The organism is Mesorhizobium yinganensis, assembly GCF_040081985.1.
In the GTDB taxonomy this organism is placed as follows: Bacteria; Pseudomonadota; Alphaproteobacteria; order Rhizobiales; family Rhizobiaceae; genus Kumtagia; species Kumtagia yinganensis.
In genome coordinates this window covers 1-12,010 of record NZ_JBEBMH010000029.1, presented here as the reverse complement: position 1 = coordinate 12,010, position 12,010 = coordinate 1, and the positions used below count along the sequence as shown (strand labels likewise).

Below are 12,010 nucleotides of genomic sequence, written 5' to 3'. Positions count from 1 at the left end.
CGCTCGACGCATCGCTATGGCGACAGGCCCTGAGCAATCTTGTTGCCGCGTTCGACGGCGAATGCGCCGCCTTGCTGGTTCATTCGCGACAGTCGAGCCAGGCCCTTCATGCAAGCGTCGGACAGGATCACGCTTCCGTGGACAGCTACAATGCCTACTACGGCCGGATGGACCCGTTTGCTTCCGCCATCGAACAGATGCCGGCGGGAAACGTCTTCCGCTACGGGGACATCGTGGCGCCTGCCGAGCAGCGCCGCTCCGAGTTCTTTTGCGACTGGGCGGTGCCGAACAACATTGGCGACGGCGTCTTCGCAAGCCTCGTTCGCGACGAGGACAGGATCGCGTGGCTCGGCATCGGGTGGCGATCTCGCCTGGCGCCCGCGGCAGACGACGAGAAGGCGCGTCTCATGCGTTTGCTTGTGCCGCATCTGCAGCAGGCGCTGCGCGTGCAATCGAGCATGGGCGCGGTTGCGTCCCAGCAGCGCGGCACGTTGCGATCGCTGAACCGCATGGCGCACGGGCTGGTGCTTTTCGCCGAAAACGGCGCGATGCTGTTTGCCAACCGGGCCATGGAGCGCATTGCCTCCACCGAGGATGGCCTGGCGCTCGGAGCGGGCCTGTTGTACGCGATGCGCCGGGACGAAAATGCCGCCTTGCAGCATCTGATCAACCGTGCCGCCGCCAGGACCGCAAGCGGCCCCAGAAAAAGCGGTTCGCTGACGGTGACGCGTCCGTCGGCACGACGGCCTTTCGTGGTTCATGTGGTGCCCACCGAAACCGGCGCGGAGGAGTTTCCAACCGTAGGGGCGATGGCCGTGATCGTCGACGTTGAACGCCAGCCGCGGGACCTGGCTTCCATGTTGCGCAACATCTACGGACTGACGCGGACCGAGTCGACCGTGGCGTGCGAGGTGATGCGCGGCGAGGGCCTCCAATCCGTGGCCGACACCATGTCGATCACGCTTTCGACGGTACGCATCCATCTGCAGCGCATTTTCGAGAAGACGCACACGCACCGTCAAGCCGAACTTGCGCGGCTGCTGCTTACGGTCGAAGCCGCCGTCCAGCCGTATGAGGGCTTTCCATAAACCTGCTGACGGAAGCCAACGGCGGTGGAATTCGCCCGAGGTCCCTTCGCTTACCGCCGATAGCTCAGCAGGCGAAGGATGATGAAGGCTGGAATGACAATCGCCGCGCCGAGGGCAAGATAGCCTACGAAGCGGTCGACGGTGGCGAAGCCCATGCTCCAGATACGCATCAGCGTATCCTCGATCCATTGCAGCACGTCAAAGGGCGACCAGCCGAAGGCGCTCATCACGACCCCTACCAGGAACGAGACGACGAGCAGTTTCAAGAACACGCGCAACGGCGAGTCGCCGAGAAATCTTGTCAGGCCGGACACGATTCGCCTCCTTGCATCTTCGCCGCATAGGCGCTCGCGCCGCCGGCATCAAGGTCAAACATCCTTGGCTGAGGCACGAAAGGCGATTGCCGCCATGCCGACCCGCGTGTTATCGAAGCTGCTGCGCGGGTATGATGTAATGGTAGCTTGTCAGCTTCCCAAGCTGATCGCGCGGGTTCGATTCCCGCTACCCGCTCCACGTTGACTTCTCAACAAATAGTTGATTATCGCTTTAAGTCTCATTTCCTAAATTTTTTCAGGCGTTTGAGACTGATTGAGCGTCTCATTTTGTCTCTCCACGGACGTTCGATCTCGAACCATATCGTTCGGATGCCGCGTTTTTTGACGTTGTTCGGCAACTCTTGGAAACGGGATACCGTCAGGCGCGACTACGACTACCGGCGGTCGCTCGGCGAGCTTCGCCAGCGTGTCCGCGGCATCTACGAGATACCCGGCTGCGGTTACGGCGAGGACCGACGCTGCGCGTGAAGACCGTCTCCGATCAGGACTGGGTCATCACGCTGGATGTCGCGGCGGACGAGTATTTCGCGTAGAAGCAGGTCAAGCGCGCGCTCGTTCGCTACACGATCAAGGTCGCGCGCACGGACGTCGATCCGCAGCACAATCCCTTCGGCCAGGTCCTCAACTGCCATAGCGACCTGCCACAGCGCATCGAACCTCCTGATGCCGCCGCTTCCGCTCCGCCGTCGAGGGGCCTGTTCGACGATCCACGGGAGATCCACAATGAGACGTATTTTTGTCCCTCTCGCCCTGGCTCTCGCGGCGTCGGTCGCAATGCCGGCGCAGGCGCTGGATATCCCGCGCTCGGAGCGGCTGCCGCTGGCCGTGCCGCTCCGCGTCGATCGGGAGCGAGTGATCTTCATCGACCGCAATGTCCGCGTCGACATCCCGCCTTCGGTAGGCAAGCGTCTGAAGGCGCAGAGTGCTGCCGGCGCGATCTATCTGCGCGCCGGTGAGCCGATCGAGCCGACCAGCTCCAGTTGCAGGATGCCGACACCGGCGCACTGATCCTGGTGGACATCGTCGCCGAGCGGCGAAGCCGGACCAGCCGCCGCTGGAGCCGGTGCGGATTGTCGAGGGAGAAACCACGCCGATCCGTTATGGCGATCTCGGCGCGGCAACCGATCGCGAAAGCGCCAGGGCCGACACGGCGTCGCCAGCCCCAGCGCGAGAAACCCCTGTTCCCGTCGTGCTGACGCTACGCATCGCAGACCCTTTACGCCCCGCTCAGGACCGTCGAGCCGGTCGCCAGCGTCGCGCGCGTGAACATCAAGCGCAACCTTGAGCTTGATGCGCTTCTGCCGACACTACCGATACGCGCGAGTCCGCTCGCAAGCTGGTGTCTGGACGAGTTCTGGGTGACGGCCGTGCGTCTCAAAAACAGTTCGAAGCGCTGACTGGTGCTCGACCCGAGAGATTTGCAGGGCGATTTCGCGACGGCGACCGTCCAGCAGGATGCGCTCGGTACCAGCGGGACGCCGAACGATACCTCCGTCGTCTATCTGGTGACCAGGGGGCGTAGCCTTGCCGAATCCCTGTTGCCGGTGGTCGGCCAGATCGACATGAGGCCGAGCCGCTTTCCGGCTTCGGGCAGCAAGCGTGGAGGCAATCATGAGAAGTGACAGTCTCCTCAAATGGCTTATGATCCCGATGGCGCTGCTGCTGGTCTTTGTCGGGATCAGGCTGTTCTCGGACGGCGAAGAGCAGTCCACTGGAGATGGTGGCCCCCAACTCACGTAGGAGCAAGCGCGTGCGCTCGGCATTGAGGGCGACACGCCACGCGACACCGTCGCACGCTCGTCGGTCTGGTCAGGCAGTTGAGGCAGGAGCTTCAGACGGCGCTCTCGGACAATCGCACGCAAAGGGCGGAGAACGAGCGACTGCGCGCCCGCGAGGGCTTCATCGATCGACGCATCGAAAGCGCGCTGAGCAACGAGCGTAACCAACTTCGGCAGGAACGCGAACAGGTCTCCGGCGAGCGCAATCGGACGCAATCGCTGTTGCAGGACTTGCAGCGGCGGATCGAAGGATTCGGCTCGACCGAACTGCCGGTCGGGGTCGGGCTGGAGACCGACGACAGCGGCACGCAATGGATCGAACCGGACGACGCAAGACGCGAGCGCAGGAGCGGCACGTCGGGCGATGTCTTCCGCTTCCCGACCAGCTTCGGGCTTGGGGAGAACGACAACGACGGGGATGAAGAGAAGGCTGCGGCGACCGAAACTCCGACCTCGCGCCCAGTCTACACAGTCCCCATCAACTTCACTTTGATGGGCTCGATCTCCATGACGGCGCTGATCGGCCGTGTACCGATCGACTGGACCGTGAACGATCCATACCCCTTCAAGGTTCTGATCGGACCTGACAACCTGACCGCCAATGGAATCGACGTTCCGGAGGTGGCCTGCGCCATCGTCAGTGGGACGGCGTCAGGCGACTGGACGTTGTCCTGCGTGCGCGGTCAGATCCGCAGCACGGCCTTCGTGTTCAACGACGGCACGATCCGCACCGTGCCGGAAGGCAGCGGTCGCGGCGGGAGCCGGCAGCAGTCAGGCGGCGGCAGCACCGAAGGAGGCATCGGATGGATCAGCGACGCCTACGCATTCCCTGCGTCAGCGGCGAGCGCCGCCGCAACGCCCAGCAATGTCTGGGCACGCAGGCGCTTCTCACGGTCGCCGGTGCGGTTGCAGCGGTGCTTGCGAATTCCAACAGCAATACGAGTGTCGTGGCCGGCAGCGGAAGCTCGGTCGGCAATGTCGGCACCGGTAACGAGGCGGTGAAGCGACAAGGATTTGCTTGTAGCCGCTTTCACAGCGCTCAGGATGGCACAGGATCAGCGGATAACGCGGCACATCGGCAAGCGGCACCTTGTCGAATGACAGGAGCGGAAGATGACGCGCGATGGCGATGACGGGGCTCCGACCAGACTTCCTCTTTGGCGATGCCCGCGACAGCTTCGCCGGCCGCCAGCAGTTCGCCCGCCGCCATCTCAGTGATATTGACGACCGTGAGCGGCTCCTCTTCCCGGCACAGCGACAGAAGCCTCGTGATGTGCGGCTGGGCAAGGTTGTCGGCAAGACCGACCCGCAGTCGGCCATGATTGCTGACTGCGACTGCCCGGGCGTATATCCTGGCCTCCTCCTAGAGACTGAGGATGCGGCGGGCTTCCTTGCGGAATGCATCGCCAGCCTCCGTCAACCTGATCCGTCCCTTCTTACGTTGCAGCAATTCGACGCCAACGTCGTTTTCCAGCTTCCCGATCGCACGCGACATGGGCGATGGCTCGATGTGCAGCCTTGTCGAGGCTCGCTTGAAACTGAGTTCCTCAGGCACGGTAATAAAGTATCTCAGGTAACGCAGCCTCATCAGGGACTTCCTCGCGTCTGATGACATCATCCTCCGCCCGAACGCCGCAGAATTCCCCTCACTCCTCCTGAACTCAACCTCTCCACTTTTGATCCCAATGAGGGACCAATCAGTGCCAATTTCCGCAACAGAGTAAGCGTCGGATGACGGCCCTTGCTCAGATGGCAGCCTTCCAATTCCAGGGCAGCAGCTCGTCGATGCAGCGGGCCGGATGGTCGCCGATGCGCTCGATGACATCGGCGAGGTAGGCCTCGACGTTTACGCCGGTGAGCTTGGCGGTCTCGATGATGGTGTACATGAGCGCCGCGCGCTCGCCGCCGGTGTCGGAGCCTGCGAAGAGCCAGTTCTTGCGCCCGACGGCGAGCGGGCGGATGGCGCGTTCGGCGGCGTTGTTGGTCATCTCGAGCCGGCCGTCGGTGGAATAGCGGGTAAGCGCCTGCCAGCGTCTGAAGCTGTAGCGGAAGGCCTTGGCGAGTTCGCTCGCGCGGCTGAACCGCGTCAGGCCCGTCTCCAGGAAGGCCTTCAGCTCGGCGAGCACGGGAACCGATCGGACCTGGCGTTCGGCCAGACGTTGCTCGGGCCGGCGGCCGTTGATCTCGGCCTCGACGGCGAAGAGGGCTGCGATACGCTCCAGCGCTTCCTTGCCCAGCGCCGATCCCACGGCGTGGTCGTAGATCTCGCGCCGGGCGTGGGCCCAGCACGCCGTCTCGATCAGCCGCGGGGAGCCGGTCTCGGTGTCGGAGCCTGCGAAGAGCCGGCCGAAGCCCGCGTAGCCGTCGGCGTGTAGATAACCGCGGCAGGCGCCGACAGCTGCGCGGCCCGCTCGCCCTTGCGATCGGGCGAGTAGCGGTAGTAGGCGATCGGCGGCTCGGGTGAACCCCACGGGCGTTCGCCGCGCGCACCAGCACCCAGAGTCGTCCCTCCTTGGTCTGACCGCGGCCCGGATCGAGCACCTTCACCGGTGTGTCGTCGGCGTGGAGCACGGAGCCCGCTCGCGCGCGGGCGCCGACAGCCTCTCCCAGACAGCTCAGGAGGAAGGCGGCGTGACCGACCGTATCGGCCAGGATGGGGCGGTCCAGCTCCACGCCTTCGCGGGCGTAGATGGCGCTCTGGCGATGCAGCGGGAGGTGATCGCAGTACTTGGCGACCAGCACGTGGGCCATCAGCTTGGGGGCCATCCGTCCCCGCTCGACCGGCAGCGAGGGCATGGGCGGCTCGACGATCGTCTCGCAGGCCCGGCAGCTCAGCTTGGGCCTGATGTGGACGATCACCTTGAAGTGCGAGGGCACGTGCTCCAGCACCTCGCGCACGTCCTCGCCGATCTTGCGCATATCCACACCCCCGCAGGTCGGGCATCCGGCCGCCTTCACCGCCATGAGCACCCTGCGCAGCGCCCGCTCGTCGACGGAGGCGTCCACCCGCACCCGCACGCCGTTCGGCAGGGCAATCTCGATGGCCCCGCGACGCCCCGGCGCCTTCGCCTCGACAGGCGCCGTGCTCGGCGCTTCGTCGACGCCGATCGGGATCAGGTCCAATGGCGCAGGCAACGCCTCAGGCGCTAACTGCCGACGCCAGGTGAACAGCAGGTTCGCGTTCACGTCGTGCCGACGCGCGACCTGCGATACCGACGCGCCCGCCTCGTCGCACTCGGCCACCATCCCCCGCTTCTGCTCATCGCTGAACATCCGCCGCCGGCGCCGGTCTCCTCAACAAGTCGTTCCTCAGCCGCGGCGCCCATGACGACCGTGTCCATTACCCTGATTAGTGGACACTATCGCAGCGCCCCGGCCTGGTTCCCTACCCGATCCAGCCTGTCCGCCGAAAGGCGGTCATCATCGGACGCTTACGGGGAGCCTGCACGACGACGTGGAGCTTTTGTTCACGGAGCAATTGGCGCGCGGCTTCGCCGATGTCGCCGTCTCCAAAGCGTCGAGCGTCGATGGCGATCACGGCCGCATCGAGACGCGCGAGGTGTAAGCCGTCGAGGACCTTGCCTGGCTCAAAGAGCGCCATCCCGACTGGAAGGGCCTGCGCCGCGTCGTCACGGTCGTCGCGCGGCGCCAGAGCGCCAAGGGCGAGGAGCGCGAGCGACGCTTCTACATCTCCTCGCTTCCCGCCGAGGCGGACAAGCTCGGTGCCGCCATCCGCCCCCATTGGAGCGTCGAGAACGGCCTGCACTAAGTGCTCGACGTCCAGTTCCGCGAGGACGACTGCCGCATCCGCAAGAAAAACGCTCCCGCCAACTCCTCTCCCGTCAGGCGCGCCGCCCTCAATGCCCTGCGCGGAGCGCCCAGCAAGGACAGCCTCAAATCCAAGCGCCTCATCGCCGGTTAGGACGACAACTACCTCGCCAAAATCCTCGCAGCCCTATGATCTCAACTCATTCGATTCCCTTGACCAAAGACGCCGCCGAGCTTGTGGGCAATTGAAAGGGCCACCACACGGTTATCGGGATCGACCGCTTCCTGTTGGCGCCGCGCCAGCGCGGCCTCATAACGCGCTTGCTCACGCGCCAACTCCATCTGCCACCCCCTTTCGCCGGTCTCAATCGGGGGGCCTCGATCGCCTGGAGTGCGGCCTCAACGCCAGTGGCTGGAGCAGCCGAACGACGTCCGCACCAACGGCAAGATCGGTCCGCAGCGAGCCGAAAAAGATGCAAGGGTCAGTGCCTTGGTTCAGCTGAGCGCCGCGGCAGTGATAGCGCCACATGCATCGTTTTCGACATGGTCCGCCACGAGTTCCACGTTCTGTATGGTGCGAAACCTCTCAATCCGGAAGCGGATCTGGTACTGCTCCATCCAGCCGCTGAACAGATCGCGGAATGCCACCTCGAGATGGGCCTTTTGCTCGGGGGTGATCTTGACTCCTTCGATGCCGAAAGGTCTCTCTGCCGTTCCCAACTCGCTGTTGACCTCAACAAAAAGCGCAAGCAACTGATCAGCGTCGGGAAAGGCAAAGGGCGGCCTCTTCCCCTCCATGATCCAGAAGGCCCGCTCGGCAGGCGTCATGACCCGCCCGGCGGCGGTGGCATCCTCCTTAGTCGGGTACGGACCTTGATAGTGTCCGTCTGTCTCGTAGTAAAACCAACCGTACATATCGAACCGCTCTCTTCAGTTATTCAGATGAGACGATAGCATGCCCTGAAGCTGAACCTAATATTGTTGGTGTTTGGGGCAAGCCAACGCAGTCGGAGCATCGTGCCGTTTGCGACGACCGAACCAGCGACATTAAGGCCGGCCGTTGCCGCAACCAGCGCGCCCCAGGCCTGCTCCGGTTGGGTGAACAATGTCGCCACCGGGAGCGAGAGGTCAACTTGGCAGTTACCAGCAGCCGTCGCCTGTGCGGTGATACCACCGCCGATCTCGATGAGTTCGTCGTCGAGATAGAACCATTCGAGCGGTCTGGCGCTGCTGGCTATGACGTTCGTAGCGTTGACCCGTGCTGGAGAGTATCTCTGCCGTTTGCCGACAAGAATGATGGTAGAGCCGACAATCCACGGACTTTCGTTACCTTCCTTAGACAGGTTGATCGCGCGGATGCGGTTGTTGCTGTAGTTGTTGCCGACAATTCCCTGCAACGTATCGCTGCCCACTAGTTTCGCATTGATGATTTCGATGTCAGAGTTCTGCGAACCGAAGCTGAACGCGCGCGAAGTGGCCGGCGCGTCGAAACCCACGTCGTGGAAGGTGATGTCAGAAAAGGTCACGCCTCGGAGGCGCGTCGAGGTGTCGCGGATGGCGTGCTCCTCGCTGTTGGAAAGCACCATGTTGGAGAAGCGGCCGCCAATAAAGAGCCCTTCGGTAAGTTTGATCAGATTCTGAGGCGTTCTGGCGCCGCCCTTTGCATTTCCGCCTCCTACGATGCCGGAAACGTTGAAATCGCGGCCACCCGTGAGTTCGAGGATCTCGGTGGCCGAAAGCGTTGAGACGGAATCTGTTATCGAGCCATGTAGGCCGAGGTGACCGTAGAAGATGCGGCAACCGATGTCGAGAACGATATCGTTGATCTTCAGGTTCGCGATCTTGTTGGCGTTTGCCCCAATATTGGCGACAGCGGCATAGCTCATCGAGTGGAAGCGCGTGTTGGAAATCGCAATGCCGCGAAAGCCCATGTGGTCGTCGAAAACGTCTACGCCGGAGACATCGCTCGGCTTATAGTCACCGAGGCTCGGCCAGTCGAGGCCGATCCCAAAGTGGCACGATGCAAAGTGGTTGTTGTGCGCAGCCAAGCCGCGGCCCTTGTGATAGATACCTTGGTAAAACCCAGCGATCCGGCAGCGGCCGATCGTCACGTCGACGTCGGTCGTCTCGCCGATACCCTTATCGTTGTGCAGGCCGTTCTTGTGGTTGGCCCAGTTTTCTGAGTTCGGCCGTGCTGACATTAAAGACATGTGAAACATCTTGAACTCTTGAGATGAGTTGCGGATTACCGGCTCGCCCCCGCTTTCCCGGCACATGATTGTGGAGTCCCAGAAACTTCTGCCGTTGAACGAGATACCGGCGATCTCATTAGGGATTTTGAGCTGCGAAATACTGTAAATGCCGCGCTCCCACGTCAGCGCGCGGGATCGAAGTGGGTAATACTCCATCCAGTGTATAGCGTCCTGAAGGGCTGCGGTGTCGTCGGCAATGCCATCACCCTTTGCTTTGAATGCATCGCGCACGCCGGGTTCATCGCCTTTTAGGCGACGGTACCAAGCGCCAAGGGAGAGCGGCGTCTCCGGATCCTTTACGACCATATGTTCGTTTGGATCGAACAACGCTACCGAGGTGCTATCCACCTCTTTCCAGTCGAAGCCGGTATTGTCCGGAAGGAACGCTAGCTTGGTGACATTGCTATTCAACGTTCTAAGTGTCTTGATGTCGGGCAGGCGCCGGATATCGACGCTCGCGGCGGCCGCCTGGGCCGCTTTCACTGCTTGCTGAGCCTGGTCAACGGCGGCTTCGGCATCCAGCCGGTTGACCAGCTTGCCGTCCGTGCTCCAACCGAGATAGCTTTTTCCATCGGATGGGGGCATTTCTACCGAGGGCTGGTCGAAGCCGACCAGCAGGGCCCGCCCGAGGTCGCGCCGCAGTTCCTGTTCCGTTGCAGCGAACTTTGAAAGTTCTATATCCAGCGCTGTGATATCGAGTTGCTTTCCGATCCGCACCGCGGCAGATCGTTCGGCAAGTCGCATTCCGGCAACGACAAAGTATGCGTTGACAGGCAGGGGTTGGGCAAAGGTGACGGTGAAGAAGTCGAACGCCTCATCGTTGACCTTCTTAACGGTCGCTGGCCGATTCGTAAACGCAAGCTCACCACCGAACCGTACGAAGGTCTTCACGTCTTCGACGTCAAAGATTCTGAAATTGAACGGCCCGTACGTAATCCCGCCGTCGCCCGCCAGAATAGCACTCTGCCTTAGCTCGCGCTGAAGCGGAAAGGCGGCCGCCATGCTATCGCCTCGACTGTTGAGAAGAGAAAGGTAAGCCGGCTTATGATTGTTCAAGTGAGCGGCGCTGGTGTCTCCAGCGATAAGCGCGCCGACGCGCAAGAAGGAACGGCGGTCCATGCGAACTCCTAGCAGGTTGTTGAAGAAGTATCCCGTTTGGCTTTGAGGATGGCTTCGTCGCTGTTGTGATAGGTGAAGGTGATTTCGATCGAACCGTCGTCGAGCAATTCGGCGGAACCGTCCCCGGTGACTTCGTCCCCCTCGTCGGAGCCGGCCCATGTGAAGAAGACCATGGACGGGCCGTATCCGAGATCGAGACTGGCCTCCAGGGCGCCAAAGGCGATCTCGCCGTGATTGTCGGCGCCGATGGTGATCACGGCAGGCCCAGCGAGATCGAGAGAGACGCGATCCCACAGGTCGGCCTCGACGATCCGCCAGCGGCCGATCAGTTGGCAGCCTGCTGGCGCCGTCATGGCGACACCGCCAACAGCTTCGGCAACCGCACTAGATTGTAGGCGGCAGCGCTGAAGGTGAAGGCCCATCCGACACGGTCACAGCCTCTGAACTTGGTCGTCTGCTGCCCGGCGACCGTCTTGATCCAGCCGAACGCCTCTTCGATCCGCTTGCGGATGCGCTGGCTGACGACATAGCCGCCATGTCGTGTGGTGCGCCCGTCGATCGCCGAACGGCGGCCGTTTGTGTTCTGCGCCACGTGCGGCGTTACCTTCATCGAACGCAACTCGTTGGCGAAGTCTTCAGCGTCGTAGGCTTTGTCGCCGCCAAGCGTTATTGCCTGCGGCCGGTCGGCGTGCGGCTCGATCATGTGAAGTGCCGCCACCCGTTCGGCATGCCCGTCGGCGAATGTCAGGCAGGCATCGACCAGCAAGCCATGCCGGTTCTCCATCAGCCCGTGCCCCATGAGGCACAGCTTCGCCTCCTTGCCTTGCCCCTTGCGGTAGAGCCTGGCATCGGGATCGGTGGTCGAGGCATGCGTGTCGTTCGACCGCTTCTGGCCGCGGAAATTCACTTCAGCGCTACGCCCGCCGCCCTCTGCCAGCGGTGCGCTCGAGCGATTCCCTGAGTTGTCGCCAGAAGTCGCGTTCTCCGACTTGACGCTCTTCATCGAGGCCCATGCCTCTATCAACGTACCATCGACCGAGAAGTGATCCGCGGACAGAAGCTTCTTCACTTTGGGCCGTGCGAGCACCGCAGCCAGGAACATCGCCGCGATATCACCCTCAAGCAGCCGGTCGCGGTTCTTCGAGAACACCGAATGGTCCCCTGCCGCATCGTCGACACCGATGCCGACGAACCTGCGGAACAGAAGGTCGTATTCCAGCCGTTCCATCAAAAGCCGTTCAGAGCGGATCGAATGGAACGCCTGCGGCAACATCGCCCTCAGCAGCTTCTCCGGCGGGGTCGACGGCCGTCCGATCGGCGAGCACAGAGCAGCGAACTCCCGCTCCAGCGTCGAAAGCGCCTCGTTCGCGATCGTCCAGATCGCCCGCAGCGGATGATCGCGCCGAACCCGCGGCTCGAGATCGACATAGCTGAGGAGTTCACCACTTCGTTCGTCTCCACCGCGCAACCCATCACTGTTGATTTCCGCGAAGAACTGACCCGGGGTTTCCACTGAGAACTGACCCGGGTGGATGATGGGTCTGGGTCAGGTCGGGGTCAAGTTTTTGGTTTTCTCCTTCGCGGGTTTGACGGGTTTTGCCGAACTGTTCCTGAAGCGGAAGCTGTCGTTTCCGGTCTCCAGGATATGGCAATGGTGAGTTAGGCGATCG

At 62.5% G+C, this 12,010-nt stretch carries 15 protein-coding genes, 1 tRNA gene and 3 pseudogenes; 8 read left to right on the top strand and 11 right to left on the bottom strand.

Going from position 1 to position 12,010, the window contains the following annotated elements; translation table 11 throughout:
* Window positions 1-233: 233 nt before the first annotated feature.
* Window positions 234-1,088 carry a helix-turn-helix transcriptional regulator gene (locus ABMA59_RS30495; RefSeq protein ID WP_349009143.1) on the top strand — a complete coding sequence of 285 codons (855 nt, stop codon included), beginning with the start codon at window positions 234-236 and terminating at the stop codon, window positions 1,086-1,088.
* Between the two features lie 50 nt (window positions 1,089-1,138).
* On the opposite strand, the gene ABMA59_RS30490 is transcribed toward ABMA59_RS30495, so the two are convergent.
* The gene (locus ABMA59_RS30490; protein ID WP_349009142.1) at window positions 1,139-1,402 is read right to left on the bottom strand and encodes a DUF6460 domain-containing protein; all 264 of its coding nucleotides are present in this window, start codon (window positions 1,400-1,402) and stop codon (window positions 1,139-1,141) included.
* Between the two features lie 125 nt (window positions 1,403-1,527).
* On the opposite strand from ABMA59_RS30490, the gene ABMA59_RS30485 reads away from it, so the two are divergent.
* From ABMA59_RS30485 to ABMA59_RS30470, 6 genes and pseudogenes are all read left to right on the top strand, one after another.
* Window positions 1,528-1,601 (top strand) — tRNA-Gly (locus tag ABMA59_RS30485).
* A gap of 131 nt (window positions 1,602-1,732) precedes the next feature.
* Entirely contained in the window at window positions 1,733-1,891 is a 159-nt protein-coding gene (locus ABMA59_RS37345) for a DUF2895 family protein (RefSeq protein ID WP_425476010.1), read from the top strand.
* Between the two features lie 255 nt (window positions 1,892-2,146).
* Window positions 2,147-2,431: a DUF3438 family protein gene (locus tag ABMA59_RS37340; protein ID WP_425476009.1), complete on the top strand. Its 285-nt coding sequence runs from the start codon at window positions 2,147-2,149 to the stop codon at window positions 2,429-2,431.
* A 200-nt stretch (window positions 2,432-2,631) separates the two neighbouring features.
* Window positions 2,632-3,045, top strand: a pseudogene (locus ABMA59_RS37335) (TIGR03749 family integrating conjugative element protein); the annotation flags it as partial.
* The gene (locus ABMA59_RS37330) at window positions 3,035-3,163 is read left to right on the top strand and encodes a hypothetical protein (protein ID WP_425476008.1); all 129 of its coding nucleotides are present in this window, start codon (window positions 3,035-3,037) and stop codon (window positions 3,161-3,163) included. The pseudogene ABMA59_RS37335 and the gene ABMA59_RS37330, both read left to right, overlap by 11 nt.
* A 62-nt stretch (window positions 3,164-3,225) precedes the next feature.
* Window positions 3,226-4,203: pseudogene (locus tag ABMA59_RS30470) on the top strand (TIGR03752 family integrating conjugative element protein); the annotation flags it as partial.
* A 361-nt stretch (window positions 4,204-4,564) separates the two neighbouring features.
* Here the strand turns inward: ABMA59_RS30470 and ABMA59_RS30465 are convergent.
* The 4 genes and pseudogenes from ABMA59_RS30465 to ABMA59_RS30450 form a co-directional block, all read right to left on the bottom strand.
* Complete coding sequence (locus tag ABMA59_RS30465; protein WP_349009141.1) at window positions 4,565-4,789, bottom strand: LysR family transcriptional regulator; 225 nt, start codon at window positions 4,787-4,789, stop codon at window positions 4,565-4,567.
* A 157-nt stretch (window positions 4,790-4,946) separates the two neighbouring features.
* A complete protein-coding gene (tnpC, locus tag ABMA59_RS30460) occupies window positions 4,947-5,672 on the bottom strand; it encodes an IS66 family transposase (protein ID WP_349009140.1) in 726 nt (241 codons plus the stop codon).
* 64 nt (window positions 5,673-5,736) lie between these two features.
* Window positions 5,737-6,447 (bottom strand): annotated as a pseudogene (tnpA, locus tag ABMA59_RS37325) (IS66-like element accessory protein TnpA); the annotation flags it as partial.
* 139 nt (window positions 6,448-6,586) lie between these two features.
* Complete coding sequence (locus ABMA59_RS30450; RefSeq protein ID WP_349009139.1) at window positions 6,587-6,967, bottom strand: hypothetical protein; 381 nt, start codon at window positions 6,965-6,967, stop codon at window positions 6,587-6,589.
* Between the two features lie 3 nt (window positions 6,968-6,970).
* On the opposite strand from ABMA59_RS30450, the gene ABMA59_RS30445 reads away from it, so the two are divergent.
* On the top strand, window positions 6,971-7,123 hold the full coding sequence (locus ABMA59_RS30445; RefSeq protein ID WP_349009138.1) for a hypothetical protein: 153 nt from the start codon (window positions 6,971-6,973) through the stop codon (window positions 7,121-7,123).
* Between the two features lie 41 nt (window positions 7,124-7,164).
* Here the strand turns inward: ABMA59_RS30445 and ABMA59_RS30440 are convergent, their stop codons facing one another.
* The 6 genes from ABMA59_RS30440 to ABMA59_RS30415 all read right to left on the bottom strand — a co-directional run.
* Entirely contained in the window at window positions 7,165-7,311 is a 147-nt protein-coding gene (locus ABMA59_RS30440; RefSeq protein WP_349009137.1) for a hypothetical protein, read from the bottom strand.
* 153 nt (window positions 7,312-7,464) lie between these two features.
* Window positions 7,465-7,884: a hypothetical protein gene (locus ABMA59_RS30435; protein WP_349009136.1), complete on the bottom strand. Its 420-nt coding sequence runs from the start codon at window positions 7,882-7,884 to the stop codon at window positions 7,465-7,467.
* A 23-nt stretch (window positions 7,885-7,907) separates the two neighbouring features.
* A complete protein-coding gene (locus tag ABMA59_RS30430; protein ID WP_349009135.1) occupies window positions 7,908-10,340 on the bottom strand; it encodes a pectate lyase family protein in 2,433 nt (810 codons plus the stop codon).
* An 8-nt stretch (window positions 10,341-10,348) separates the two neighbouring features.
* Window positions 10,349-10,693 (bottom strand): hypothetical protein, encoded by a 345-nt coding sequence (locus ABMA59_RS30425; RefSeq protein ID WP_349009134.1) that lies wholly within the window; start codon window positions 10,691-10,693, stop codon window positions 10,349-10,351.
* Window positions 10,690-11,808 (bottom strand): IS5 family transposase, encoded by a 1,119-nt coding sequence (locus tag ABMA59_RS30420; RefSeq protein WP_349009184.1) that lies wholly within the window; start codon window positions 11,806-11,808, stop codon window positions 10,690-10,692. Before ABMA59_RS30420 ends, ABMA59_RS30425 begins: the two co-directional genes overlap by 4 nt.
* 78 nt (window positions 11,809-11,886) lie before the next feature.
* Window positions 11,887-12,010, bottom strand: a 124-nt coding sequence (locus ABMA59_RS30415; RefSeq protein WP_349007100.1) for an ATP-binding protein, incomplete at its 5' end; no start/stop codon positions are given.